At 71.1% G+C, this 26,517-nt stretch carries 23 protein-coding genes and 1 pseudogene; 16 read left to right on the forward strand and 8 right to left on the reverse strand.

Annotated elements, in window-relative coordinates; all coding sequences use genetic code 11:
* Positions 1-160: 160 nt before the first annotated feature.
* Positions 161-907, reverse strand: a complete 747-nt coding sequence (locus ACZ5WC_RS10290; protein WP_468540381.1) for a bifunctional DNA primase/polymerase — start codon at positions 905-907, stop codon at positions 161-163.
* A gap of 569 nt (positions 908-1,476) precedes the next feature.
* Here ACZ5WC_RS10290 and ACZ5WC_RS10295 point away from each other — a divergent pair.
* Together ACZ5WC_RS10295 and ACZ5WC_RS10300 are read left to right on the forward strand one after the other, a co-directional pair.
* Positions 1,477-2,964 (forward strand): PP2C family protein-serine/threonine phosphatase, encoded by a 1,488-nt coding sequence (locus ACZ5WC_RS10295; protein WP_468540382.1) that lies wholly within the window; start codon positions 1,477-1,479, stop codon positions 2,962-2,964.
* 104 nt (positions 2,965-3,068) lie between these two features.
* Positions 3,069-4,550, forward strand: coding sequence for an aminopeptidase P family protein (locus ACZ5WC_RS10300; protein WP_468540383.1), 1,482 nt, complete (start codon positions 3,069-3,071; stop codon positions 4,548-4,550).
* Between the two features lie 36 nt (positions 4,551-4,586).
* Here ACZ5WC_RS10300 and ACZ5WC_RS10305 read toward each other — a convergent pair whose 3' ends face one another.
* On the reverse strand, positions 4,587-5,072 hold the full coding sequence (locus tag ACZ5WC_RS10305) for an ATP-binding protein (RefSeq protein ID WP_468540384.1): 486 nt from the start codon (positions 5,070-5,072) through the stop codon (positions 4,587-4,589).
* Between the two features lie 289 nt (positions 5,073-5,361).
* On the opposite strand from ACZ5WC_RS10305, the gene ACZ5WC_RS10310 reads away from it, so the two are divergent.
* The 9 genes from ACZ5WC_RS10310 (at position 5,362) to ACZ5WC_RS10350 (ending at position 15,472) form a co-directional block, all read left to right on the forward strand.
* Entirely contained in the window at positions 5,362-6,204 is an 843-nt protein-coding gene (locus ACZ5WC_RS10310; RefSeq protein WP_468540385.1) for a hypothetical protein, read from the forward strand.
* A 194-nt stretch (positions 6,205-6,398) separates the two neighbouring features.
* Positions 6,399-7,166: a YcnI family copper-binding membrane protein gene (locus ACZ5WC_RS10315; RefSeq protein WP_468540386.1), complete on the forward strand. Its 768-nt coding sequence runs from the start codon at positions 6,399-6,401 to the stop codon at positions 7,164-7,166.
* A 44-nt stretch (positions 7,167-7,210) separates the two neighbouring features.
* Positions 7,211-7,873, forward strand: a complete 663-nt coding sequence (locus tag ACZ5WC_RS10320) for an SCO family protein (RefSeq protein WP_468540387.1) — start codon at positions 7,211-7,213, stop codon at positions 7,871-7,873.
* Positions 7,870-8,319 (forward strand): copper chaperone PCu(A)C, encoded by a 450-nt coding sequence (locus ACZ5WC_RS10325; protein ID WP_468540388.1) that lies wholly within the window; start codon positions 7,870-7,872, stop codon positions 8,317-8,319. The genes ACZ5WC_RS10320 and ACZ5WC_RS10325 overlap by 4 nt, the downstream gene beginning before the upstream one ends.
* 15 nt (positions 8,320-8,334) lie before the next feature.
* Entirely contained in the window at positions 8,335-10,293 is a 1,959-nt protein-coding gene (locus ACZ5WC_RS10330; protein WP_468540551.1) for a copper resistance CopC/CopD family protein, read from the forward strand.
* Between the two features lie 4 nt (positions 10,294-10,297).
* Positions 10,298-11,647: an iron uptake transporter deferrochelatase/peroxidase subunit gene (efeB, locus tag ACZ5WC_RS10335; RefSeq protein ID WP_468540389.1), complete on the forward strand. Its 1,350-nt coding sequence runs from the start codon at positions 10,298-10,300 to the stop codon at positions 11,645-11,647.
* A 159-nt stretch (positions 11,648-11,806) separates the two neighbouring features.
* Positions 11,807-12,742 carry a prephenate dehydratase gene (gene pheA / locus ACZ5WC_RS10340; RefSeq protein WP_096629786.1) on the forward strand — a complete coding sequence of 312 codons (936 nt, stop codon included), beginning with the start codon at positions 11,807-11,809 and terminating at the stop codon, positions 12,740-12,742.
* A 640-nt stretch (positions 12,743-13,382) separates the two neighbouring features.
* Positions 13,383-14,660: a serine--tRNA ligase gene (gene serS / locus ACZ5WC_RS10345; protein ID WP_468540390.1), complete on the forward strand. Its 1,278-nt coding sequence runs from the start codon at positions 13,383-13,385 to the stop codon at positions 14,658-14,660.
* Entirely contained in the window at positions 14,657-15,472 is an 816-nt protein-coding gene (locus tag ACZ5WC_RS10350) for an HAD family hydrolase (protein ID WP_468540391.1), read from the forward strand. Before serS ends, ACZ5WC_RS10350 begins: the two co-directional genes overlap by 4 nt.
* A gap of 70 nt (positions 15,473-15,542) precedes the next feature.
* Here ACZ5WC_RS10350 and ACZ5WC_RS10355 read toward each other — a convergent pair whose 3' ends face one another.
* From ACZ5WC_RS10355 to ACZ5WC_RS10375, 5 genes are all read right to left on the reverse strand, one after another.
* Positions 15,543-16,238 (reverse strand): hypothetical protein, encoded by a 696-nt coding sequence (locus ACZ5WC_RS10355; protein WP_468540392.1) that lies wholly within the window; start codon positions 16,236-16,238, stop codon positions 15,543-15,545.
* A gap of 314 nt (positions 16,239-16,552) precedes the next feature.
* Entirely contained in the window at positions 16,553-17,272 is a 720-nt protein-coding gene (locus ACZ5WC_RS10360; RefSeq protein ID WP_096629792.1) for an ABC transporter permease, read from the reverse strand.
* A 30-nt stretch (positions 17,273-17,302) separates the two neighbouring features.
* Positions 17,303-18,214, reverse strand: coding sequence for an ABC transporter ATP-binding protein (locus tag ACZ5WC_RS10365; RefSeq protein ID WP_096629793.1), 912 nt, complete (start codon positions 18,212-18,214; stop codon positions 17,303-17,305).
* A complete protein-coding gene (locus ACZ5WC_RS10370) occupies positions 18,211-19,119 on the reverse strand; it encodes an ABC transporter permease (protein WP_468540393.1) in 909 nt (302 codons plus the stop codon). The genes ACZ5WC_RS10365 and ACZ5WC_RS10370 overlap by 4 nt, the downstream gene beginning before the upstream one ends.
* On the reverse strand, positions 19,109-20,131 hold the full coding sequence (locus ACZ5WC_RS10375) for an ABC transporter ATP-binding protein (protein ID WP_468540552.1): 1,023 nt from the start codon (positions 20,129-20,131) through the stop codon (positions 19,109-19,111). The genes ACZ5WC_RS10370 and ACZ5WC_RS10375 overlap by 11 nt, the downstream gene beginning before the upstream one ends.
* 347 nt (positions 20,132-20,478) lie before the next feature.
* Here ACZ5WC_RS10375 and ACZ5WC_RS10380 point away from each other — a divergent pair, with 347 nt between their 5' ends.
* From ACZ5WC_RS10380 to ACZ5WC_RS10395, 4 genes are all read left to right on the forward strand, one after another.
* On the forward strand, positions 20,479-21,339 hold the full coding sequence (locus ACZ5WC_RS10380) for a M24 family metallopeptidase (RefSeq protein ID WP_468540394.1): 861 nt from the start codon (positions 20,479-20,481) through the stop codon (positions 21,337-21,339).
* Positions 21,336-23,108: an SDR family oxidoreductase gene (locus ACZ5WC_RS10385; protein WP_468540395.1), complete on the forward strand. Its 1,773-nt coding sequence runs from the start codon at positions 21,336-21,338 to the stop codon at positions 23,106-23,108. The genes ACZ5WC_RS10380 and ACZ5WC_RS10385 overlap by 4 nt, the downstream gene beginning before the upstream one ends.
* A complete protein-coding gene (locus ACZ5WC_RS10390) occupies positions 23,105-24,055 on the forward strand; it encodes a MerR family transcriptional regulator (protein ID WP_468540396.1) in 951 nt (316 codons plus the stop codon). Before ACZ5WC_RS10385 ends, ACZ5WC_RS10390 begins: the two co-directional genes overlap by 4 nt.
* A gap of 167 nt (positions 24,056-24,222) precedes the next feature.
* Positions 24,223-24,765 (forward strand): RNA 2'-phosphotransferase, encoded by a 543-nt coding sequence (locus ACZ5WC_RS10395; protein ID WP_468540397.1) that lies wholly within the window; start codon positions 24,223-24,225, stop codon positions 24,763-24,765.
* A gap of 19 nt (positions 24,766-24,784) precedes the next feature.
* Here ACZ5WC_RS10395 and ACZ5WC_RS10400 read toward each other — a convergent pair.
* A pseudogene (locus ACZ5WC_RS10400) lies at positions 24,785-25,296 on the reverse strand (LLM class flavin-dependent oxidoreductase); the annotation flags it as partial.
* Between the two features lie 132 nt (positions 25,297-25,428).
* Between ACZ5WC_RS10400 and ACZ5WC_RS10405 the strand changes: the two are divergent.
* On the forward strand, positions 25,429-26,340 hold the full coding sequence (locus ACZ5WC_RS10405) for an LLM class flavin-dependent oxidoreductase (RefSeq protein ID WP_468540398.1): 912 nt from the start codon (positions 25,429-25,431) through the stop codon (positions 26,338-26,340).
* Positions 26,341-26,517 lie beyond the last annotated feature (177 nt).

Below are 26,517 nucleotides of genomic sequence, written 5' to 3' on the forward strand. Positions count from 1 at the left end.
CGGTCGGTGGGGGGGGGGGGGGGGGGGGGGGGGGGGGGGGGGGGGGGGGAGGTGAGGGGGGGGGGGGGGGGGGAGGGGGGGGGGGGGGGGGGGGGGGGGGGGACCCCCCCCCCCCCCCCCCCCCGGCACACTCGGTCAGTACACCCGCCTGCGCACGCCGTCAGTACGCCAGTCTGCTTCCGCCGCCCGGGGCGCCCGTGCTGGCCTCGACCAGGGCGTCCAGGACCGCCTCGACATCCGGGAGCCAGGGAGCCGCGGCCGCGGGGGCCCCGCCCCTGGCCCGCCGCCGGGCCGACCCCGGGGCGGAGGAATCGGAGGCGGAGGCTCCGATCGGCGCGGGTGGCCGCTCCCAGCGGACCTGGCCCGTGCTGATCGCGGACGGCGGCAGCACGAGATAGCCGCCCTCGCCGTGGAACCGGAGCGAACTGGGTACCCAGTCCTTCGCGTACAGCAGTTCGCCGAGCCGCTCCAGGGTGTACGGGGCCACCAGCAGCGACCACCGGGTGGGCGTCGCCACGACGGGGCCGAGCCGCATGCCGAGGGCGTCCAGGGCGCTCAGCGCGCGGGCTCCGGCCACGGCGGGCAGGCTCACCGCGCAGGGCGCACGGCCGCCCGTCGCCAGCAGCACCGGGGCCGTGGGGCGGTTGGCCCACCACCAGCGCACCATGCGTTCGTCCGTGGTGGCCGCCAGCAGCCCGGGATCGAAGGGGTGTGCGCCCGGTACGGCGCAGTCGGGTTCGGGGCAGGCGCAGCCGCGCTCGCCGTGCGGGGCGGCCGGCGCCGTCCCGGCTCCGGGGAGCACAGGCCACCGCCAAACGGTGGCGCAGGTCAGGGCCGCGTCGAGCCGGGCGGCCCCCTCCTTGCGCCGGAGCCGGAGCCTGCGTCGCCTTCCGAGGATCTCGCGCATGAGCGCTCGTTCCTTTCCGTTGAACGCCGAGTCCACATGACACCACGCGGGTGTGACACCACGTGCGTATCTCTTCGCTGTGCGTACGTACTCATCAGTTCTGCGGTACGGGGCGCTACGGGCGTGCCGCCAGTACCGAGCGTGAGCCGAGCCGAGCCGAGTGGAACCGATCCGAATAGAACCGATCTGGGGTGGAGCAGAGCCGAATCGAGCAGAGTCGAGCGGGGTCGAACCGGGCGGGTCGAGCCGGGCCGGCCACCGAGGGACGAGGGTGCGTGCGCCTCGCCTGCCGTCCCCGCCGCTCGGGGCGGAGGCGTCACCGTCACGGGTTAGGACGCCCGAACCCGCCGCCGGGTTCCTGGGCGATGGCCCGGGCGATCACAACTGCCCCCGCGCATCAACGATTACGTACCCAGCATGCCCGGAATGACGCTCCCCCGGCGACCTGACGCGGGATGTGCCCCTGTTGAGCAGCCCCAGTCGATCGCAAATAGCGTCCATGGGGTGCAATTTTTGGCCAAGTTAACCGACACTGGGAGGGCAGGAATCCCCCGAACCCCGCGGGGACAATGCTGGACATCGGGTTACTTGTGCGTGTACATGTGGATGCATTGATAGTGGCGCAGAATCACATGGGGGTTTGCGATGCTATTCGACGAATCGCACCGGTCGGAAAGCTGGCTGCCATGAGCGCCCCACACCTGCCGAAAGTGGCTGGAATCGATCCAGAGGTTCCGGTTTCAACGCAGACTCCCGCTCCCCTGACGGAGGTCCCGGCAGCGCCCGGAGCCTTCATCCAGGACCGGCTGGCAGGCTGGGTCTCCGACCTCACGACCCTGCACGAACTCACCGAGCGGCTGGCCGCGACGAGCACCCTCGACGACGCCCTGCACGAGCTGCTGCGCGCGGGAGCCGCCCTCGTCGGCGCCCGCCGCGGCCTGCTCGTTCTGGAACCGGCGAACGGTGAAGGCCCCTCCGCCACCATCGGCCTCGGGCTCGCCCACGCCGACCTCGGGTTCATCGAGACCGTGCCGCGCGGCTCCACCGCCCTGGGCCGCATCCTCGACGGCGCCCCCGGCACCGCGGACGGGGTCACCAGCCCGGACCTGCCCGGCGACCGGAGCCTGGACCCCCGCCACCGCGAGGTCGCCGGACGCCTCGGCTACGCCGCGAGCTACGCCCTCCCCCTCTCCTCCGAGGCTGCCGGACGCCTCGGCGCGGCCGCCTGGCTCTACGACGAGCCCGCCGAGCCCACACAGAAGCAGCGCCACCTCGTCGGCCTCTACGCCCGCTACGCCACCGAGCACCTGGCCCGCCTGACCGAGCTGGAGCGCGCCCGCGCGGACGTCGCCGCCGTCGCCGAGGAACTGCTGCCCAGCCGGCTCCCCCGGATCCCCGGCGTCCAGCTGGCCGCCCGGCGCCGGACCGGGCCCCGGGGCGGCGGCGACTGGTACGACGCGCTGCCGCTGCCGGACCACACGCTCGGCCTCGCCGTGGGCTCCGTGGGCGGGTCCGGGCCGAGCGCGATGGCCGCGATGGGCCGGCTGCGCGCCAGCCTGCGGGCGTACGCCGTGATGGAGGGCGAGGACCCCGTCGCCGTACTCTCCGATCTGGAACTGCTGCTGCGGCTCACCGAGCCCGCGCGGACCGCGACCGCCCTGTTCGCCTACTGCGAGCCCGCCGCCCGCAAGGTCGTGCTGGCCGGGGCCGGGCACACCCCGCCGCTGGTCCTCGGCGACCGGCGCTGCGAGTACGTCGAGACCACGCTCTCCGCCCCGCTCGGGATGCTCGCCTGCTGGGAGGCGCCGAGCGTGGAGTTCAGCCCCGCCCCCGGAGAAACGGTGCTCCTCTATACCGACGGGCTGCTGCGCCGCACCGGCGACCCGATGGACCGCGCCTTCGCCCGGCTGCACTCCGCCGCCGCCTCCGTACCGAAGGCCGAACGGCACGATCCGGCGGCCGTCGCCGACCACGTCCTGCGCACGGTGCTCCCCGACGGCCTGGACAGGAGCGACTCCACCGAGGACGTCGTGGTCCTCGCCGCGCACTTCGAGTGAGCCTCCCGCGGGCTTCGCGGTAACAGGTCCTTGGGCCCTGGGCCCCCTTCCGTACGCCCGTACGATGGGTGATGGTCCAGCGTCGTATCAAGGAGAGTCACATCGTGTCTGAGGAGCTCATCCCGGAAACCCCGGAGCAGGAGACCGAAGAGAACGAGGCAGCAGAGCCGATCAAGCAGCGGAAGAACGGCCTGTACCCGGGCGTCTCCGACGAGCTTGCCGAGAACATGAAGTCGGGCTGGGCCGACACGGAGCTGCACGACCTCCAGCCGATCGCCCAGGCCGAGCACACCGCCGCCCGGCGCGCCGCGCTCTCCGCCCGGTTCCCCGGCGAGCGCCTGGTCATCCCCGCGGGCAACCTGAAGACCCGCTCCAACGACACCGAGTACGCCTTCCGCGCCTCCACCGAGTACGCCTACCTCACCGGCGACCAGACCCAGGACGGCGTCCTCGTCCTGGAGCCGACCGGCGAGAGCGGCCACGAGGCCACCATCTACCTGCTGCCCCGCTCCAACCGGGAGAACGGCGAGTTCTGGCTCGACGGCCAGGGCGAGCTGTGGGTCGGCCGCCGTCACTCCCTCGCCGAGGCCGAGCAGCTGCTGGGCATCCCCGCGAAGGACGTCCGCGAGGTGGCGGCCGCGCTGGCCGGGGCCACCGGCCCGGTCCGCAACGTGCGCGGCCACGACGCGGGCATCGAGGCGGCCCTCACCGACAAGGTGACCGCCGAGCGCGACGAGGAGCTGCGCGTCTACCTCTCCGAGGCCCGCCTGGTGAAGGACGCCTTCGAGATCTCCGAGCTGCAGAAGGCCTGCGACGCCACCGCGCGCGGTTTCGAGGACGTCGTCAGGAGCCTGGACAAGGCCGAGGCGACCAGCGAGCGCTTCATCGAGGGCACGTTCTTCCTGCGCGCCCGCATCGAGGGCAACGACATCGGCTACGGCTCGATCTGCGCCGCGGGCCCGCACGCGACCACCCTGCACTGGGTCCGCAACGACGGCGCCGTCCGCGCGGGCGAGCTGCTGCTCCTGGACGCCGGGGTCGAGACCAACGACCTCTACACCGCCGACGTGACGCGCACCCTGCCGATCAACGGCACGTTCTCGCCGCTCCAGCGCAAGATCTACGACGCGGTCTACGAGGCCCAGGAGGCGGGCATCGCCGCCGTGAAGCCCGGCGCGGCCTTCCGTGACTTCCACGACGCCTCGCAGCGCGTGCTCGCCGAGAAGCTCGTCGAGTGGGGCCTGCTCGGCGACCTGACCGTGGACAAGGTCCTGGAGCTGGGCCTCCAGCGCCGCTGGACCCTGCACGGCACCGGTCACATGCTGGGCATGGACGTCCACGACTGCGCCGTCGCGCGCACCGAGGCGTACGTCGACGGCATCCTGGAGCCGGGCGTCTGCCTGACCGTGGAGCCGGGGCTCTACTTCCAGGCCGACGACCTGACCGTGCCCGAGGAGTACCGGGGCATCGGCGTCCGGATCGAGGACGACATCCTCGTCACCGAGGACGGCAACCGGAACCTCTCCGACACGCTGCCCCGCCGGGCCGACGAGGTCGAGGCCTGGATGGCGCGGCTGAAGGGCTGACCCACCGCCGTACCTCTCGGGAGGGCGCGCCGCTCACTACACCGTGAGCAGCGCGCCCTCCTGCCATTTCAGGACCTTGTCGAAGCTCACCACCGCGCCGCGTCCCGGCCGGTTGGCGAACTGGACGTGGTCGGAGAGCTCCTCGATCAGGTCGAGGCCACGCCCGCTCTCGGCGGCGCAGGAGCTGTGCGTGGCGGGGCGAAGCGCCCGCCGGGCGGGGAAGCCCGGCCCCGAATCGCTGACCTCGATACGGCACTTCTCGCCGTCCAGATAGGCCGTGACCCGGTACTGCCCGGAGTCCGGCGGGGTCCTTCCGCACCCGGAATCCCCCGGCTCCCCGAGGGCCGTACGCTCGCCGCCGTGCTCGACGGCGTTCGCACAGGCCTCGCTGAGCGCCAGCGACAGGTCGAAGGAGACGTCCGGATCGACCCCCGCGGTTTCCATGGTGCCGAGCAGAAAACGACGGGCGAGCGGAACGCTCGCAGCTTCGCGCCGCAGATGGAGAGACCACCAGATGCTCATGTTCCAGCCTCCTGGCTGCGGCTCGACGTACCGATACGTGTATCCGCCCTCGGCGCTTCGTAAGCACGGATCGGGCCGGAGAGCGCTCGTTCGGCGGATGCGGATATTCGGACGGCCGGTGTATGGACCGCCCGGGCCGGTGGTCGGGCGGTCCCGTACCCGTTCCCGTAGGCGTCCTTGGTACGTACATCCCCCACGAACAGGCGCAACAAGCACGCTTGGGGACGGAGGCTGATCTTCCGGACCTGCCGTGCCGCTCCCGGGGGCGCAGTGCGATGATGTCCCGGCCATGTCCACGCCTCTCGCACGCGCCGGAGCCGGTCTGCGGCTCATGAGGGCCGCGGTGTTCACCGCGGTCTGCGTCGTGCTGTCCGCGGCCGGGCATGTCCTCGCCGCCGGCTCGGCCGTCCCCGTGTGGACGCTGCTCGCCGGATTCCTCGGCGTCCTCGCCGTCGCCGTGGCCCTCGCCGGACGGGAGCGTTCCCTTCCGTCGATCACGGGTGCGCTGGCCAGCGGCCAGATCGCCCTGCACGCCGTCTTCGCGTACGGCAGCCACGGCAGCGCTCCGGCCGCCTCGGCCCCAGGCGGCGACCACTCGCTGATCCGGTTCGCCGCAGGGCTCGTGTGCGGGGCCGGGGCCGGGCAGCTGGACTCCGCCGATGCCCGTCGCATCGTCTCCACGGCGGGCATCGACCCCGCCACGCTCACGCAGGGCCACGGCCACCTCGCGTCCGCCGGAGGAGCCGAAGCGGCCGGGGACGGCGCTTCCGGCATCGCGGCGGTGTGCGCCACGGTGTCCGCGCTGCTGCCGAGCCTGCCGATGTTCCTGGCCCACCTTCTCGTCGCGCTCGCCACCGGCTGGCTGCTGCGGCGCGGCGAGATCGCGCTCTTCCGGCTGGCCCGGCTCTCCGCTCACAGCGCCCAGGCCCTGGCGGCCGGGGCCCGGCTGCGGTCGCTGCGGAATGCGCTCGCCCTCGTCCGCGCACTGCGGGCCGGCTCGCGCGAGCAGCTCACGGCCGGGCCGCGTGCCGTACGTACGGCCGACGAGGCCGCCCCGCCCGCGGCCGGGAATCCTCTCCAGCACCTGGTGGTCAGGCGCGGGCCTCCGGCCCCGTACGCCCTCGCAGCCTGACGCGACACCCCTCCCGTATCTCCCGTAACCGGACGGCGGTCCTGTTCCGTGCGTGGCCGGACGACGATGCGGTACGTGATCCGGACGACGGTTCGGCACGGAACCGGAGGGCGAGGTGTCGTGATGCCGCCGCGCACCCGCGCGCCGGACCACCATGTTCCGCTTCTCTGTCTCCCTGTGGAGTGATTCCTGCCATGAAGCTTTCCCGTATCGCCCTCGCCGGCGGCGTCGCCGCGTCCACCGCCCTGCTGATCGCCGGCCCGGCCGCCGCCCACGTCAGCGTCCAGCCGCAGGGCGAGGCCGCCAAGGGCGGTTACGCGACGCTCAACTTCAAGGTCCCCAACGAGCGCGACCAGGCCTCGACGGTGAAGCTGGAGATCAACTTCCCGGCCGACCACCCGCTCTCCTCCGTGACCCCCGAGGCCGTCCCCGGCTGGGACATCAAGATCGACAAGAGCAAGCTCGACAAGCCGCTGGAAGTGCACGGCAAGAAGATCACCGAGGCCGTCTCCAAGGTGACCTGGACCGCGGACGGCAGTGAGATCGAGCCCGGCTACTTCCAGCAGTTCCCGGTCTCCGTCGGACAGCTCCCCGAGGACGCCGACCAGCTCGTCTTCAAGGCGATCCAGACGTACGACAACAAGGAAGTCGTCCGCTGGATCGAGGAGCCCAAGGCAGGCGGCGAAGAGCCCGACAGCCCGGCCCCCGTCCTGAAGCTCTCCGCCGCCTCCGACGACCACCACGGCGGTGGCGCGGCGCATGACGCCGGGGACGAGGCCAAGGACGGCGACGACCACAAGGCCGCCGGCACCGACGCCTCGGCGAAGGACAGCGGCGACAAGAGCCACGCCGCGTCCTCCGCCAGCGACACCACGGCCCGCACCCTGGGCATCATCGGCATCGTCATCGGCATCGCGGGCGTCGCGTTCGGCGTGCTCGCCGGTCGCCGCCGTACAGCCTGACCTGCCGGTTCCACCACCCGCACCACACTCAGGACACCCCTTTCATGCGTAGCAGCAAAAAAGCAGTGACGGCCGTGGCGTTCGCCGCCGCGGCCGCACTGGCCCTCTCCGCCTGCGGCTCCGGTGACGACGGGACGGACTCCTCGTCCATCGCCGACGTCAGCGCCGCACCGAAGACCAAGGCCGCCACCGTCCTCGACCAGCCCTTCACCAAGCCGAACCTCGTCCTCACGGACACGAACGGCAAGGAGTACGACCTCCGCGAGGCGACGAAGGGCAAGCCGACGCTCATCTACTTCGGCTACACCCACTGCCCCGACGTCTGCCCGCTCACCATGAGCAACATCTCCCTCGCCAAGCGGGAGCTGCCCAAGGCCGACCAGGACAAGCTCCGGGTCGTCTTCGTCACCACCGACCCCGAGCGCGACACCCCCGCCTCGCTCGGAAAGTGGCTCAGGGCCCAGGACCCCACCTTCACCGGCCTCACCGGCGACTTCCCGACCATCCAGGCCGGGGCGCGGCAGATCGGCATCGGCATCGACGCGCCGAAGAAGGAGAAGGACGGGACCGTCGTCTCGATGCACGGCGCCCAGGTCATCGCCTTCTCCCCGAAGACGGACAAGGGGTACGCCCTCTACGGCGAGGACACCACCGCCGAGGAGTACGCGAAGGACCTCCCCAAGCTGGTCAAGGGGGAGACCCCGTGAACCGCCGCCGCACGGCCCTCGCCGGCGCCCTCGCCCTCACCGCAGGGCTGGCACTGGCGGGGTGCTCCTCGGAGAGCGAGCCCGAGCTGAAGGTCGTCGGCGCGTATCTGCCGCAGCCCGTCAGCGACATGGCCGCCGGTTTCCTGGTCGTACAGAACAGCGGGGACACCGACGACCGGCTCACCTCGGTGACCAGCCCGCTCTCCGACGACGTCTCGATCCACGAGACGAAGGACCAGAAGATGCGGGAGGTCTCGTCCTTCGAGATCCCCGCGAACGGCGAGCTCGTTCTCGAACGCGGTGGCAGCCACATCATGTTCATGAATCTCAAGCAGAAGCCCGAGCAGGGCGAGAAGGTCTCCGTCGAGCTGCACTTCGAGAAGGCCGACTCCATCACGGTCGACCTGCCGGTGAAGGAAACCACCCACAACCCGAAGAAGCAGTGAGGGACTGAACCCGTGCTGACTGCCACCGCCCCACGCCTCGGACGGCCCCCGATACGACGGCCCGTCGCCGCCGCCGCTCTCCTCGCCGCCCTGGCAAGCCTGGTGTTCGGGCTGCTGCTGGCCGGCGCGGGCCCGGCATCCGCGCACGCCGCCCTCACCGGGAGCGACCCGCAGGACGGGGCGGTGGTGGCCACCGCGCCCAAGGAGGTCACCCTCACCTTCTCCGAGGCGATCGCCGTCGGCGACGGGTCGATCCGGGTCCTGGACCCCCGCAGCAAGCGCGCCGACACCGGCGCCGAGCCGAAGGACCTGTCCGACGGCTCCACCGTCCGCTACGGCGTCGAGCTGCACCCCGGGCTGCCGGACGGCACCTACACGGTGGCCTGGCAGGCGATCTCCGCCGACAGCCACCCGATCTCCGGCGCGTTCACGTTCTCCATCGGCGCCCCCTCCGACACCACGGTGGCCCTGCCCTCCCAGGAGGTCGGCGGCGGACCGGTCGGTGTCGTCTACGGCGTCGCACGGTACGCCGCGTACGCGGGGTTCGTCCTGCTCGTGGGCGGCGGCGCCTTCGTCCTCGGCTGCTGGCAGGGCGGTGCGTCCGCCCTGCCGATGCAGCGGCTCGTGGTGCGTGGCTGGGTCACGCTGACCGCGGCGACCCTGGTCATGCTGCTGCTGCGGAACCCGTACACCGGCAGCGGCAGGTTCGCCGACGCCTTCGACCTCGACGGGCTCCAGTCCGTCCTGGACACCAAGCCCGGCGCCGCCCTGGTCTCCCGGCTGCTGCTGCTGGGAGCGGCCGCCCTGTTCATCGCCGTGCTGTTCGGTACGTACGCCCGGCGCGAGGACGAGCGCGAGAAGAAGGACCTCACCTTCGGTCTGGCCGTCGGCGGCGGGGTGGTCGCCTCGGGCATCGCCGCCACCTGGGCCATGTCCGAGCACGCCTCGACCGGCATCCAGCCGGGCATCGCCATGCCGGTCGACGTGGCGCACCTGTTGGCCGTCGCCGCCTGGCTCGGCGGACTGGCCTCGCTCCTGGTGGCGCTGTACCGGACGCCGGAGATCGGGAGCGCGGCGGTACGGCGGTTCTCCACGGTCGCGTTCGGCAGCGTCGTGGTCCTGGCGGCGACCGGCATCTACCAGTCCTGGCGGCAGGTCGGCTCCTGGTCGGCCCTGACCGGGACCCGGTACGGACAGCTGCTCATCCTCAAGATCGTGCTGATCGCGGTCCTGCTCGCCGTCGCCTGGTTCTCCCGGAGGTGGACGGGGCGGCTGACGGATACGGCGGTGCCTTCCTCCGAGGTCCCGGAAGCCGAGGTCCCGGACGACGACACGGACGATCCTTCGGACAGCTCCTCGGGCGAGGCGGCCGAGCCCGAGGACGCCCGGGCCGACGTCGATCCCGAGCGCGCGGCCCAACTGGCCCGGCAGCGGGCCGCCCTGACCGCCACCAAGAAGAAGCGGATACGGGACGCCGACGCGGAGCGCTCCGGGCTGCGCCGCTCGGTCCTGGCCGAGACCGCCGTCGCCGTGGTCCTGCTGGCCGTCACCACCCTGCTGACGTCCACCGAACCGGGCCGTACGGAGGAGGCCGCGGGCGGCACTGCCGCGGCGGCCGCTCCCGCCGCCGGAACCCCCGTCAACCTGAGCATGCCGTTCGACACCGGCGGACAGAACGGCAAGGGGACCGTCCGCATCGACATCGACCCCGGCCGCACGGGCTCCAACGAGCTCCATGTGTGGATCGACGGCAGCGACGGCAAGCCGATGGACGTCCCCGAGCTGAAGGTGGCCCTCACCCTGGAGGCCCAGGAGATCGGCCCGCTGCCGGTCGCCCCCGACCGGCTGGCCGAGGGGCACTGGTCGGCGAGCGGCGTACAGATCCCGATGGCGGGGGACTGGAAGATCGAGGTGACGGTACGGACGTCGGACATCGACCAGGTCACCATCGACAAGAACGCGAAGATCGGCTGAGCACGTGAGCAAGACCAGTAAGCAGGCCCGGGGCCGCGTCGGTACGAACGCCTCCCCGGGGGCCGGCGGCACCTCCGGCCCGGGCCCCGGCACCACGGACTCAAGCCCCGGGGTCTCACGACGGCGGCTGCTGGGCACCGCGGGCGCGGCGGGCGCGACCGGGCTGGTGCTGGGCGCCGGGGGCGGCGCCGCAGGGTACGCCGCGACCCGCCCCGACGCACCGGCCGCGCTGACGTCCATCGGCGCGACCGAGGCGATGTTTCACGGGAAACATCAACCGGGGATCACCGCTCCGCTTCAGGCCCGGGGCCATCTCGTCGCGTTCGACCTGGTGGCGGGCGCGGGCCGCAAGGAGGCGGCGGCGCTGATGCGGCGCTGGTCGGCGACGGCGAAGGAGCTGATGGCGGGCCGCCCGGCGGCGGGCGGGTCCGACGGCCCCGGGCACGATACCGGGATCGCCCTGGACGCGGGCCCCTCGTCCCTCACCGTCACCTTCGGCTTCGGCCGTACGTTCTTCGCTCGCACCGGGCTGACCGCCGCACTGCCCGCCGCGCTCGACCCGCTGCCCGCCTTCTCCTCCGACCACCTGGACGCCAAGCGCTCCGAGGGCGACCTGTGGGTGCAGATCGGCGCGGACGACGCGCTGGTCGCCTTCCACGCGCTGCGGGCGATCCAGAAGGGCGCCGCGGGCACGGCACGCGTGCGGTGGCAGATGAACGGCTTCAACCGCACCCCGGGAACCACCGCCCGGCCGATGACCGCCCGCAACCTGATGGGCCAGATCGACGGGACCGGCAACCCGAAGCCCGCCGACGAGGACTTCGACCGGCGCGTCTTCGTGCCCGACTCCCCCGGCACCCCGCAGGAATGGCTGGCTGGCGGCTCGTACGCGGTCGTCCGCCGGATCAGGATGCTCCTGGACGACTGGGAGAAGCTTCCGGTGGACCACCAGGAGCGGGTCATCGGCCGGCGCAAGGCGGACGGGGCGCCGCTCAGCGGGGGGACCGAGACCACGGAGATGGACTTCGACAAGGCGGGCCCGGACGGCAGGCTCGTGATCCCTGACAACGCCCACGCCCGGATCTCCTCCCCCGAGGAGAACGGCGGGGCCGCGATGCTGCGGCGCCCGTTCTCGTACCACGACGGCATCGCGGAGGACGGCACTCCGGACGCCGGGCTGCTGTTCGTCTGCTGGCAGGCGGACCCGTTCCGGGGCTTCGTGCCGGTGCAGCGCAAGCTCGACCGGGGCGATGCGCTGTCGCGCTTCATCCGCCACGAGTCGAGCGGAGTGTTCGCGGTACCGGGCGGAGCGGCGGAGGGGGAGTACGTGGGGCAGCGGCTGCTGGAGTCGTAGGGGCACGGCGGCCGCCGGAGCCGTGGGCCAGGGGCCGCGCTGCTGGAGTCAGAGGAAGGGGCGCACCGCTGGAGTCGCGGAGAAGGGCCCCCGGACCGCGCCCCCGACCGCATCCTGAGACAGCGCGGCGGCCGCCGCAGGGCGCATTAGGGTGACCGTATGTCAGCCACGCGCTACGCCTATCTCGGCCCCGAAGGCACCTTCACCGAGGTCGCCCTCCGTACGCTCCCGGAAGCCGCCACCCGGGAGCTCGCCCCGATGGTCTCCGTACCGGCCGCCCTGGACGCCGTACGCAACGGGGAGGCCGCGGCAGCGCTCGTACCGATCGAGAACTCCGTCGAGGGCGGCATCACCGCGACGCTCGACGAGCTGACCAGCGGGGAACCGCTGATGATCTACCGCGAGGTGCTGCTCTCCATCACCTTCGCGCTGCTGGTGCGGCCCGGGACCAAGCTGTCGGACGTCAAGACGGTCACCGCGCACCCGGCCGCCCAGCCACAGGTGCGCAACTGGATGGCGGCCCACCTCCCGGGGGCCGTGTGGGAGTCGGCGGCGTCCAACGCGGACGGTGCCCGGCTGGTCCAGGAGGGGCGCTACGACGCCGCGTTCGCCGGGGAGTTCGCCGCCGCCACCTACGGCCTCGAACCACTGGTGACGGAGATCCACGACGCGGAGAACGCCCAGACCCGCTTCGTCCTGGTGGGCCGGCCCGCCCGGCCCTCCGCCCCGACCGGCGCCGACAAGACCTCCGTCGCGATCTGGCTCGGCGACGACCACCCCGGCGCCCTGCTGGAGCTGCTCCAGGAGTTCGCGGTGCGCGGGGTCAACCTGATGCTGATCCAGTCCCGCCCGACCGGCGAGGGCATCGGCAACTACTGCTTCGCCGTGGACGCGGAGGGGCACATCGCGGACCGGCGGGTCGGGGAGGCCCTGATGGGGCTGAAGCGGATCTGCCCGAAGGTGCGGTTCCTCGGCTCGTACCCGCGGGCCGGTGTGTCCGCGGACGAGGTCAGGCCGCTGCGGGCGGGCACCTCGGACACGGCGTTCACGGAAGCCGCGGACTGGTTGGCGCGCAGCCAGGACGGCCGGATCTGACGCAGGACCTCTCCGCAGCAGTGCGATCTACGGATAGTCACGCACTCCGCAGAGTTATCCACAGGGCGGCGTCTCGACCTGGGGATAAGTCGACACCCACATGCGACATCATCGACAAATCAACCCACCACCCCCGGAGCCGTCCACAGAAGTGCGAGGCGGCACGAGTCTTCGCGTGTCACATCAATTCCCTTGATCAACTCTCCAGGGCGAGGAATTCCCACCCGAATGAGCGTCCGAGGAGGGTTTGGGCGGGGAATCCCTGGAACTTCACCCACCCCCCGGAACAATCCCTTCCGGTATCCACAGAACTTCTTCACAGCCTGTGGATAACCATTCCGGCGTCGAGCCCCTGTGGACAACGGCCACCGACCCACCCCTCAACTGCCGCTCTCTTCAAGGCTGGTGCGTCAAGGCGGAGTGCACCTTCTGCCCTGTTCAGGGGAGTTAACGGCCGTTATTGACGCCCACCGGGCAGCGATCACCCGCCATCACCCACGAGCATCCGCGATGCATCCACGAGCGTCCGCGATTGCCCGCGATTTGCCCCCAGAAATATCAATTCCGGCAATTCGGTCATAGTGACACGCGTGGCGATATCGGTTCGAGTGCGAGAACCGCGCACCGGTAGCCTGGAGGGGTGATTGACCTTCGCCTGCTCCGTGAGGACCCCGACCGTGTTCGCGCCTCCCAGCGCGCCCGTGGAGAGGACGTCGACCTCGTCGACGCCCTGCTCTCCGCCGACGAGCTGCGCAGGTCGTCCGGCGTCCGCTTCGACGAACTCCGCGCCGAGCAGAAGTCGCTCGGCAAGCTGATCCCCAAGGCCACCCCCGAGGAGCGCGCCGAGCTCCTCAAGCGGGCCGAACAGCTCAAGGCCGATGTCAAGGCGGCAGACGCCGCCCAGGACGAGGCCGACGCGGACGCCAAGCGCCTGCTGCTCCAGCTCGGCAACATCGTCCACGAGGACGTCCCGGTCGGCGGCGAGGAGGACTTCGTCGTCCTGGAGACGCACGGCACCATCCGGGACTTCGGCGCCGAGGGCTTCGATCCCAAGGACCACCTGGAGCTCGGCGAGGCGCTCGGCGCGATCGACATGGAGCGCGGGGCCAAGGTCTCCGGTTCGCGCTTCTACTACCTGACGGGCGTCGGCGCCCTCCTGGAGCTCGCCCTCGTCAACGCGGCGATCGCCCAGGCCACCGAGGCCGGCTTCGTCCCGATGCTGACCCCGGCGCTGGTCCGCCCGCGCGCCATGGAGGGCACCGGCTTCCTCGGCCAGGCCTCGGAGAACGTGTACCACCTGGAGAAGGACGACTACTACCTGGTCGGCACCTCCGAGGTCCCTCTCGCCGCGTACCACATGGACGAGATCATCGAGGCCGACAAGCTTCCCCTGCGGTACGCCGGTTTCTCCCCCTGCTTCCGCCGCGAGGCCGGCACGTACGGCAAGGACACCCGCGGCATCTTCCGCGTCCACCAGTTCGACAAGGTCGAGATGTTCTCGTACGTCGACCCGGCGGACGCCGAGGCCGAGCACCGCAGGCTCCTGGAGTGGGAGAAGCAGTGGCTCACCGGCCTGGAGCTGCCCTTCCAGGTCATCGACGTCGCCACCGGCGACCTCGGCGCTTCGGCCTCGCGGAAGTTCGACTGCGAGGCGTGGATCCCCACCCAGGGCAAGTACCGCGAGCTGACCTCCGCGTCGAACTGCGACGGCTTCCAGGCCCGCCGCCTGTCCGTCCGGATGCGCGAGGGCAAGAAGGTCCAGCCGCTGGCCACGCTGAACGGCACGCTCTGCGCCGTACCGCGCACGATCGTGGCGATCCTGGAGAACCACCAGCTCGCCGACGGTTCGGTCCGGGTCCCCGAGGTGCTCCGCCCCTACCTGGGCGGGCGCGAGGTCCTGGAACCGGTCGTCAAGTGACCTTCCCCTACAAGCTCGTCGCGACCGACCTCGACGGCACGCTACTGCGTGACGACGGCACGGTCTCCGAGCGCACCCGCGAGGCTCTGGCCACGGCCACCGCGGCCGGTGCCGCGCACATCATCGTCACCGGACGCGCGGTCCCCTGGACCCGGCACATCCTGGACGACCTCGGTTACGAGGGCCTCGCCGTCTGCGGTCAGGGCGCGCAGGTCTACCACGCGGGCGAGCACCGGCTGCTGACCTCGCTGACCCTGGACCGGCAGCTCGCCGGTCTCGCACTGTCCAAGATCGAGGCGGAGGTCGGCCCGCTGCACCTGGCGGCCAGCCGCGACGGGCTGGACGGCGAGGTGCTGGTCGGCCCCGGCTACCAGGTGCAGGAGGGGCCGCTGCCGTACGTCTTCGTGAACGACTCCGCCGAGCTGTGGACCGCCCCGCTGAACAAGGTCTACATACAGCACCCGGAACTGAGCGACGACGCGCTGGCCTTCGCCGCGCGGGCGGCCGTCGGCAGCCTGGTCGACGTGGTCATGGCCGGTGCCGGTGTGGTCGAGATCCTGCCGCTGGGCCTGAGCAAGGCGACCGGCCTCTCGCTGGCCGCCCGCCGGCTCGGCGTGAGGGCCGCGGACACCGTCGCGTTCGGCGACATGCCGAACGACATCCCGATGTTCGGCTGGGCACACCACGGCGTGGCCATGGCCAACGCCCACGACGACCTCAAGGCCGTCGCCCACGAGATCACGGCGTCCAACGAGGACGACGGCATCGCGGTGGTCCTGGAGGAGCTCCTCCGGTCGGCACCGGTGCGGTAGACGCCCCGCCACCGGACATCCCGACGACGGCCCGGCACCCGTTTCCCCGCGGTGCCGGGCCGCCGCTCTCTCAGCGCCGCCCGCTACGGCGGCGCAGATCCTTCAGCTGCCGCCCGAAGCAGTCCAGCCGCGCGTCCAGGCGCACGACGTCCTGCTGCACATCCGTCAGCCGCAGGCTCATCGCCCCGATCACCTGATGGGTCACCTCCACCTTCCGCTCCAGGCTCTCCAGCCGCTCGGACATCCGGCCCAGCACCGGCCCGAGCTCCTGGAGCGCGCTGCCGACCCCGCTGAGACAGCTCTCGATGCGCGTGACGCGCTGGTCGAGGGAGGCGTACTGGCTGCGCAGCGGTCCCTCGGTGTCGAGGAGGTAAGTCCGCACGCATCGGGCAATGTCGCTGTCGCGAAGAAGCATGGCGACGTTGAGGACGGTTCGGCGGGTGTAGATCCGCAGCTGCGTGGCCGCCTGTGGATAACTTTCCACCCCGTCGCCGGTCCATAGCGACATCATGTCGCTATGGAAGGACTGCAGGTCAGGGCCGCGCAGCACGCGCATGCCATTCTCGGCGAGCTCCTCCTGATGCCGGTCGGTCAGCCTCCTGACGGCACCTGTGGATACTTCGAAGTAACGAGCCACATCCTCCGTGCGAACGTGAATTCCGTCCGGGAGCATGACAAGGCTCTTCACCTTGTCGAGGACATCGACGCGCCCCAGTTGCTCGACGCGCAGCGTGCGCGATTCGAGCAGGGCGACTTCCGTGGGCATGGGCATGCCTTTCGTACGAGGGAATGACGAGGACGGCCCATACCCCGGGCTTCAGGGGTGGAGGACGCTCACGGTTGCCACTCACTCGATGACCGGTCCGGTGGGCTGAGCCTCACCCGGTGCCGGCATTCCCCTATTTCACGATCGCTACGACGCCACGGATTCCAGTTGCCCCCACGCGTCCTGCCCAACGACCCGATAAACGTACGGTTACGCGCACGCCTGTCCGTCAATCCGCCTGTCCGGTCATACGGCGACCTCCGCCCTTCGGGAAGGACGGAGGTCGCCGAGGCGTACGGCGGCTCAGGCCGGGATCACTCCTCCCCGGCCAGCTTCAGCGCCCGCAGCTTCTGGCCCGCGTACCAGGTGGCGGCGACCGTGACGGCGGCCAGCAGGACCGTGGCGAGCGGCAGGCCGACGTCCGAGGTGATCGCCCCGTCCCCCGCGACCTTCTGAGCGACCGCCAGGGACCACTGCTGGACGCTGAGCGTCCGCGCACCGGGCACCAGGCTGCCGAAGAGGGCCTCCCAGACCAGGGCGTACACCAGGCCGAGGACCACCGCGTGCCGGCTGACCGTGCCGAGCAGCAGGAACAAGGCGCTGTAGGCGATCGAGGCGACCAGCGCCGCGATGGTGAAGGCGACGGCGATCTGCTGGCCGTTGCCGTTGAGGATCAGTCCCGCGATGAGCGTCGGCAGGGCGGAGAACACCATGGTCACCGCGATGGCCACGATCAGCTTGGTGAAGATGATCGTGGGCCGCTTCACCGGCTTGGCGAGCAGATAGACGATCGAGCCGTCGTCGATCTCCGGGCCGATCGCTCCGGTGCCCGCGATCACGCCGATCAGCGGCACCATCGTGGCGATGGCGAACCCGCCGAGGACGTTGGAGGCGACCTGGTCATCGGCCCCGGCGAACATCCGCACGGCCGCGGCGATCACCAGCAGCAGTGCGGGCAGGACGAACAGGATGGCGGCCCGGCGCCGGCCGAGCAGGGCCCGGTAGGTGAGCCGGGCGACTGTGGGGTCGTACATGACGGTGCACAGCTCCTTTCAGGCCACTACTCAGGCCGCTACGAGATAGGAAAAGACCGATTCGAGGGACTCGTCGGACGGAGAGACGGTGAGGAGCCGGATGCCCTGCTCACGGGCCACCTTCGGCAGCAGTTCGGTGAACCGCCCGAAGTCGACGGCCTGGATGCGCAGGGCCCTCTCGGTCAGGTCGACCTCGATGCCCGCGGTGGACGGGTCGGCGATGAGCGCGGCCGCGAGGGCCCGGTCGTCGCTGGAGCGGACCAGATAGCGGTGCGGCCGGTCCGTCATCAGCCGGCGGATCTTCCGGAAGTCGCCGGACGCGGCATGGCGGCCCGCCACGATCACCTCGATGTGCGAGGCCAGCTGCTCGACCTCTTCGAGGATGTGGGAGGAGAACAGGACCGTGCGGCCCTCGGCTCCCATCCGTCGCAGCAGTTCCATCAGCTGCATCCGCTGGCGCGGGTCCATCCCGTTGAACGGTTCGTCCAGGAGCAGCACCGAGGGCTCGTGGACCAGCGCGGACGCCATCTTCACGCGCTGGCGCATGCCCTTGCTGTACGTGGAGATCTTGCGGTCCTGCGCGTACTCCATCTGGACCGTGGCGAGCGCCCTTTGTGCCTCGGCCGCTCCCAGACCCTGGAGTTCGGCGTTGGCGACGACGAACTCCCTGCCGGTGAGGAAGTCGTACATCCCTTCCCGCTCCGGGACGATGCCGATCTCCTTGTAGACGCTCTCGTTGCGCCAGATCGTCCGGCCGTCGAGCGTGACCTTCCCCGTCGAGGGGGCGAGGAATCCGCCCATCATGTTGATGAGGGTGGACTTTCCGGCGCCGTTGGGGCCGAGGAGTCCGGTGACGCCGGGGCCCACGGTCATGGAGACGTCGTTGACGGCGACCACATTGCCGAACCAGCGCGAGGTGTGGTCGATCTCGATGGTGGTCACAGCCCGGCCCTCCGGTAGCGGCGCATCAGGACGGCGTACGAGCCGGCGACGAGCGCGAGAACAACGATCAGGTAGACCACACCGGTACCGGCCCCCGGGCCTTCCCCTCCGGGGAAGGCGGAGGTCGCGCCGAGGAACGCGGCCTGGACGCCGTCGATCAACGTGATCGGCGAGAACAGGCCGAGCCACTGCACGGCCCCCTCCGACCCGGTCTCCCAGGCGATGGCCTGGACCGTGGAGACGGCACCGTAGGTGATGGTCAGCAGGGCGATCACCGCGGCGACACCGAAGCCGCGGCGGGGCGTCAGGGCGGCCATCACGAGGCCGAGCCCGGCGAACAGCACGGACAGCAGCGCCACCGACACCAGTCCCTGGCCGAACCACTTCGTCTGGTCCACGAAGTCGAACTTCGCGAGCAGTGAGCCCACATAGAGGATGAGCAGCGGGGCCCCGGTGAGGATGAACAGTGCCGACGCGGTGGCGGCGAACTTCGCGAGAACGTAGTCGGAGCGTTCGATCGGCCGGGAGAAGTACAGCGGGACGGTCTTGAAACGAAGGTCCCTGGAGACCGCCTGCGGTGCCTGTGCGGCGATGAAGAGGCCGATGACGGCCTGGAGGTAGATCGCGTACGAGGTGTACTTGACCACCAGCTTGCTGGCGTCCGGCGTGGCCATCGAGACGGCCACGAGGATCGCCGCGACCAAGGCCATCACGCCGAACAGCAGCATGGGCAACACCTTGGACTTGGCGGAACGGCCCAGTCCGTAGGAGCCCCGCAGGGTCTGCGAGAACAGCGAGCGGCGGGCGTAGGCCCGTCCGAGCCGCGGTCCGTCGTAGGAGCGGTAGCCGATGTTGTGGATCCGGGAGGCGTCGCGCCCGGTCGCGGTGCCGGTCTCAGTGCTCATGGCGGCCGCTTCCCTTCTGCTGTGCGGCCCCGGCCGTTACGGCCGCGGCCGGGTCGGCGGGGCTGTGCGCCCCGCCCTGTTCGGTACGCCCGCCCTGTTCGGTACGGAAGACCTCGGCGATCTGGTGGCGGCGCTGTTCCATACGGACGAGGCCGAGGCCGAGCCCGGCGACGCTGTCGCGGACCAGGTCGTACGTCTCCTCGCCGACGGCCTCGATCAGCAGGATGTGGCCCGCGCCCGGCAGCCCCTCCGCGTCGAGCCCGTCGTGGCCGACGAGCGTGACCCCGGCCTCGGTGAGGACCCGGCGCAGGGCGTCGGTGCCGTCGGGATGGGCGTCGCTGTCGGTGACCTCGACCGCGAGGGTCGCGGTGGTCTGGGTGAAGTCGCTGGTGGAGCTGGAGCGCAGGAGCGTTCCGCCGTCGATGACGACGACGTGGTCACAGGTGCGTTCCAGCTCGCCCAGGAGGTGCGAGGTCACCAGCACGGAGATACCGAAGTCAGTGTGGATGCGGCGGATCAGGCCGAGCATCTCGTCGCGGCCGACCGGGTCGAGGCCGTTGGTCGGCTCGTCGAGCAGGACCAGCTGGGGGTCGTGGACCAGGGCCTGGGCCAGTTTCACCCGCTGCTTCATACCGGTCGAGTAGCCGCCGATGGGGCGGTAGCGCTCTTCGTAGAGGCCGACGTGGCGCAGGGTGTCGGCGGTGCGCTCCCGGGCGGCCGTCGGCGGCAGCCCGGACATGCGAGCCATGTGCACGACAAACTCGGTCGCCGAGACGTCGGGCGGCAGGCAGTCGTGCTCGGGCATGTATCCCACCCGTTCCCGGATGGCGGCGCCGCTGGTCGCGACGTCGAGCCCGAGCACTGCGGCCCGGCCTTCGGTGGCGGGGGAAAGACCCAGCAGGATCTTGATCAGTGTGGACTTGCCGGCACCGTTGGAGCCCACCAGACCGGTCACACCCGGTCCGATGTCCAACGTGAGCCGGTCAAGCGCGGTCACCCGGGGGAACCGCATGCTCAGGGCTTCGGTCGCGATCACAGTCACGACGACGACGTTAGTGGCGCGGACCACAGAGGTCGTCAGCCCTCGCGGCTGGATGGGCGTCAGACTCCAGACGTACGGCCCCGTAGGGGGACCCCGTGAAGGAGGAGGCCGGAGCCCGGACCGACAGCGCGGGCGGGGCTGCCCACAGGTCGGCCACCGCCGCTTTCCACAGGTCTGTCACCACCGGTTTCCACAGGCCGGCAACCGCTGTTGTCCACAGGCCGTGCACGCCTCTTGACGCAGCCGCTGGACATTGTCACATTCATCAGTGTCACGTTACGGGCACGTACCGCACACGGCAGGGAACGGACGGTGGCATGACCGGCAGGACCTCGGCAGTGCAGAACGAAATCGCCCCGGAGCTGCGGGGGTTCAGGGAAGTGCAGCGCCTCGCCTATGCCTGCGCGGAGGCGGTCGCCGGACAGCTCAGATCCGGCGTGACCGAGCGCGAGGCGGCCCGGATGCAGCGGGTGTGGCTGCGCGAGCGCGGGGTGCGGGACTGGTTCCACCTCCCGTTCGCCTGGTTCGGCGACCGTACGGCCTTCGCGGGGTTCAAGGTGCCGCTCCAGTTCTTCCCGACCGACCGGAAGCTGGAGCCCGGGATGCCGTTCATCCTCGACATGGCCCCGGTCTACAAAGGATTCACCGCCGACATCGGATATTCGGGGTGCCTCGGCCTCAACCCGCTGCACGACAAGCTGCTGGCCGATCTTGAGGTGCACCGCGAGCTGATCCTGCGGGAGGTGCGTGAGCGCCGTTCGCTGCGCGAGATCTACGAGGACGTCGAACGCCTGATGACCACCCAGGGGTACGCCAACAGGCACCGGGCCTACCCCTTCGGCGTCATCGCCCACAAGGTGGACCGGGTCCGCGAACGCCGTTGGTCCCCGCAGGTGTTCGGCTTCGGCACCCAGTCCCTCAAGGGGCTGGTGAGCGACGCCCTGCACGGTCACCGGGAGGGCTGGTCCCCCCTGTGGAGCCCCTACCGCTTCTCCGACCACCCGCCGCAGCCGGGACTGTGGGCGGTCGAACCCCACCTCGGATTCCGGGGTACGGGCGCGAAGTTCGAGGAGATCCTGGTCGTCACCGACTCCAAGGACCCCGAGCAGAGCGCATTCTGGCTGGACGACGATCTGCCGCACGTGCGGCGCTGGGCCGAGGAGAGGGTGGCGGCGTGAATCTGTCTCAAGCACGTGAGCGGCGTGTGCACACGGGCGGCATCGAACTGTGCGTCGCCGAGCTGGGCGAGGGGACCCGTCCGACCGTGGTGCTGGTCCACGGGTATCCGGACAGCAAGGAGGTCTGGTCGGAGGTTGCCGCACAGCTGGCCGAGCAGTGGCACGTCGTTCTGTACGACGTACGGGGGCACGGCAGGTCCACGGCCCCCGCGCCGCTGCGCGGAGGCTTCACCCTGGAGAAGCTGACCGACGACTTCCTGGCCGTGATCGACGCGGTCAGCCCGGACCGGCCGGTGCACGTGGTCGGGCACGACTGGGGCTCCGTGCAGGCCTGGGAGTTCGTCACGGTCGGGCGGACCGAGGGCAGGATCGCCTCCTTCACCTCGATGTCCGGGCCGTCCCTGGACCACTTCGGCCACTGGATCAAGCAGCGGATGACCCGGCCCACGCCCCGCCGGGTCGGTCAGCTGCTCGGCCAGGGCGCGAAGTCCTGGTATGTGTACCTGCTGCACACCCCGGTCCTGCCCGAGCTGGCCTGGCGCGGGCCGCTCGGCAAGCGGTGGCCCCGGATCCTGGAGCGGATGGAGAAGGTGCCCGCCGGCGACTACCCCACCGCCTCCCTGCCGAACGACGCCGCGCACGGGGCCTGGCTCTACCGCGACAACGTCCGCGCCCGGCTGAGCAGGCCGCGCGCCGACGCCTACGCCCACGCTCCGGTCCAGCTGATCACCCCGACCGACGACTCCTTCCTCTCGGAGCGGCTCTACGACCAACTGGAGTCCTGGGTCCCCACGTTGGTACGCCGCTCGCTTCCGGCCAAGCACTGGGTGCCGCGCACCCGGCCCGACCGGCTGGCCTCGTGGATCGGCGAGTTCGTCGCCGCGAACGAGTCCGCCGGGCAGGAGGGGGCGCCCGGCCCCCAGGTGACCGCGAAGGGCCCCTGTGCGGAACGGTTCGGCGGGCAGCTGGTCCTGGTGACGGGAGCGGCCTCCGGGATCGGCCGGGCCACGGCGTTCGCGTTCGCCGAGGCGGGCGCCCGCGTGGTGGCCGTGGACCGCGATGCGGAGGGGGCGGCGCGGACGGCGGAGATGGCCCGACTGGTCGGGGCCCCGGCGGCCTGGGGCGAAGCGGCCGACGTCAGCGACGAGGCGGCGATGGAGAAGCTCGCCGACCGGGTCGCCGCCGAGTACGGCATCGTCGACGTCCTGGTCAACAACGCCGGGATCGGGCTCTCCGGCTCCTTCCTGGAGACCACGGGCGAGGAGTGGAAGAAGGTCCTCGACGTCAATCTCTGGGGCGTCATCCACGGCTGCCGGTTCTTCGGCAAGCAGATGGCCGAGCGCGGTCAGGGCGGCCACATCGTCAACACGGCGTCGGCCGCGGCCTTCCTGCCCTCCCGCGCCCTGCCCGCCTACAGCACGTCGAAGGCGGCCGTGCTGATGCTGAGCGAGTGCCTGCGGGCCGAACTGGCGGAGAAGTCGATCGGGGTGAGCGCGATATGCCCCGGCGTCGTCAACACCAACATCACCACCACCACGCGCTTCGCGGGCGTCGACGCGGCGGAGGAGGAGCGGCTACGGAAGCGGACGAGCCGGCTCTACGGTCGGCGCAACTACCCGCCGGAGAAGGTCGCCGACGCGATCCTGCGGGCGGTCGTGCGCAACCAGGCCGTGGTTCCGGTGACTCCGGAGGCGCGCGGCGCCCGGCTGCTGTCCCGGCTGAGCCCGGGGGCGCTGCGCTCCCTCGCCCGGCTGAAGCCTCCGCTGTGACCGGGGCGGCGGGCGGGGCCACCGCCGAGTACCGGATCGAGGACCTGGCCCATGCCAGCGGGGCCACGGTCCGCACGATCCGCGCCTACCAGGACCGGGGCCTGCTCCCGACGCCCGAGCGCCGCGGCCGGGCCAATGTGTACCGGGAGACCCATCTGGCCCGGCTGCGGCAGATCGCGGACCTGCTCGACCGCGGCTACACCCTGGCCAGCATCAAGGAGTTGCTGGAGGCGTGGGACGCGGGCCGGGGGCTGGGCGGGGTGCTCGGCCTGGTCGCCGAGGTGCACGGCCCGTGGACGGACGAGGAGGCCGACCGGATCACCCGCGAGGAGCTGGACGCGAAGTTCGGCGGCTCGCAGGACGACGGGGCGATCGCGGAGGCGGTGGAGCTCGGGGTGCTGGAGCGCGTCTCCGGCCGGGACGACGAGTTCCTGGTCCCGAGCCCCCAGGAGCTCGCGGTAGCGGTCGAGTTGCATGCGGCGGGCGTTCCACTGCGCGCAATCTCCGGCCATCTCAGGGAGCTTCGCGGCCAGGTGGAGCACATAGCCTCCCGTTTCCTGGAGTTCACCACCGAGCATGTCTTCGCCCGCTATCTGGGCCATCGGCCGCCCACGGACTCCGACGCCGCCGAGGCGGCATCCCTCGTACGCCGTCTGCGGCCGCTCGCCCAGCAGACGGTGGACGCCGAACTCGCACGCGCGATGCGGACGTTCGCCACCCGGCATCTGCATCATCACCTCGGGGCGGAGGAACCGGTGGTGGACGAAGGTGCGCCCCGCCCGGTGCTGCTGCCGGCCCGGACAATCCAGGTTGTTCAGAAGCTGGTTGGCCCGGAGGACGTCGCAGCCTTCGTCACGGCGGCCACCGAACGGGAGGTGCAGGCACGCACCTTGGACATCCTCGCCTCATCTCATGCTAAGCGGAATAAAGTTGACGAAAACGCCTAAATCATCTGCCAGTTGTCCACAGATTCGCCAAATTGCCTGTGGATAACCTGAGTTGGCTGTGGATCAAACCTGGCCTCGAAAGGAAGGCGGAAAAGAGCGGAAAAGAGACGGGAGGAGGGGGCGAAATCCGGATGCGGCGGCGGGCGCGCCCCGGGCACGCTGACGGGATGGACGAACGACGCACCGTCAAGGTGTCCAAGTACCTCTCGAAGCATCTGCGCCACCAGCCGGACCGCATCGGTATCACCCTCGACGGCAATGGCTGGGTGGCCGTCGACGAACTGCTGCACGCTGCGGCGGCGCACGGCTTCGCCATCACCCGCGCCGAGCTCGACCACGCCGTCGCCGTCAATGACAAACGCCGCTTCACCGTCGAGGGCGAACGCATTCGCGCCAACCAGGGCCACACCGTCGCCGTCGACCTGGACCTGCCGCCCGCCGAGCCGCCCTCGTACCTCTACCACGGCACGGTCGCCCGGGTGCTGGACGCGATCCGGGCCGAGGGCCTGCGCCCCATGACCCGCCACCACGTCCACCTGTCGCCCGACCGCGAGACGGCCACCCGGGTCGGCGCCCGCCGGGGCCGCCCGCTCGTCCTCACCGTGGACGCGGGCGCCATGCACCGTGCCGGGCACATCTTCCGGGTCAGCGCCAACGGGGTCTGGCTCGCCGAGTCCGTACCCCCGCGGTTCCTGCGCCTGCCCGGCTGAGGGGGCAGGTCTTAAGGACTCAGGCCAGTCGCGCGGACGCCCCGGTCACGATGCGTTCGAACACGGACGGGTCGGTGGCGAAGTCCGCGTCCGGGATCGGTGCGTGCAGGACGTTCCCGGTGAAACCTAGCTCCGCGTGGAGCGCCGCGAAACCGACGAACGCGCCCACGGACTCCGGCGGGGCGTTCCGGTCGGGCGTGAGGCCGGTGAGCGCGATCCGTTCCGGATCGGACGCTTCCCGTGCACGCCACTGCGAACTTGTCGAGCTTCGGTCCGCGCGGCCCGGTCGCGGCCACCACGAAGGGGAGCAGCGGGACGGACTCGGCGAAGCGGTCGGCCCGTGCGCTGGGTGTACGGGACTCCGGCCCCAGGGCGGTGACGTCGCAGCCGTCGCCCCCCGGCGCCGATACCGAGCGTGATCCGGCCACCCGAGGTGTCGTCCAGCGAGATGAGTTGCTTGGCCGGCGTCACTGCGTGGCGGAAACCGGGCGACGCGAGCTTGAGGACGGAGGCGGCGGATTCGCGGGCTGTCGTCCGCGTCACTCCGCGGTCTGCCGCCAGACGGAGATGGGTGCGGTGACGGGCTCGGGGTGGACCGGTGCCGTGGGCCACCCGCCCGCCGTGTCAGCCGGGATGTCGGCGTATCGCCGTAAGCTCTGAGGCATGAGCCTGCGTCTGAGCACCGTGATCCTTCCCGTACGCCGCTGGCACGAGGGCGGCCGCGAGCAGTGGCTGCGGGCCGAGGAACTCGGCTTCCACACGGCGTACACGTACGACCATCTGGCCTGGCGCACCTTCCGCGACGGTCCGTGGTTCGGCGCGGTGCCCACACTGACCGCCGCGGCGGCAGCCACCGAACGGCTGCGTCTGGGAACGCTCGTAACGTCGCCGAACTTCCGCCACCCCGTGACGCTCGCCAAGGAACTCATCTCGCTGGACGACATCTCCGGTGGCCGGATGACGCTCGGTATCGGCGCTGGTGGCAACGGTTTTGACGCCACGACGCTGCTGAAGGGCGACGAGGAGCCTTGGACGCCGCGCGAGCGCGCCGACCGGTTCGGGGAGTTCGTGCCGCTGCTCGACCGGCTGCTGACCGAGGACTCGGTGACGTACGAGGGGACTTTCTACTCGGCGACCGAGGCGCGCAACATCCCGGGATGCGTGCAGCGGCCGAGGTTGCCCTTCGCCGTCGCGGCCACCGGCCCGCGCGGCCTGAAGCTCGCGGCCCGGCACGGGCAGGCGTGGGTGACCACCGGCGACCCGAAGCTCTTCGAGACGGGCACACCCGAGGAGTCGCGGCAAGCGATTCGGGGGCAGGTCGAGAAGCTCGGCACGGCATGTGCGGAGATCGGCCGCGATGTGGCCGAGCTGGACAAGATCCTGCTGACCGGGTTCACTCCGGACCGCAACCGTCCGCTGGAATCCGTCGACGCCTTCGTGGATTTCGCGGGTAAGCACGCGGAGCTCGGCTTCACCGAGATCGTCATCCATGCCCCGATCCCGGACTCGGACTTCGCCACCGACCAGGCCGACTTCGAGAAGATCGCGACCGAGGCGCTCGCGCAGCTGCGCTGATCGTCCCAACAGCGCGGTGCGGGGCCGGTCGGGTCAGGTCAGCGCAGGACTGTGTTTGCCCTGGTCGGCATGGGACGGGTGAACAAGGCCTGCCCGAGGTCACGAGGATGCCCAGCCGCAGCAGCAGCCGCAGCCGCAGCCGCCGCGTGGATGTCGCGTAGCTGTCGCGGCGGCGGT

The sequence above is a fragment of the Streptomyces sp. NPDC033165 genome (genome assembly GCF_055577965.1).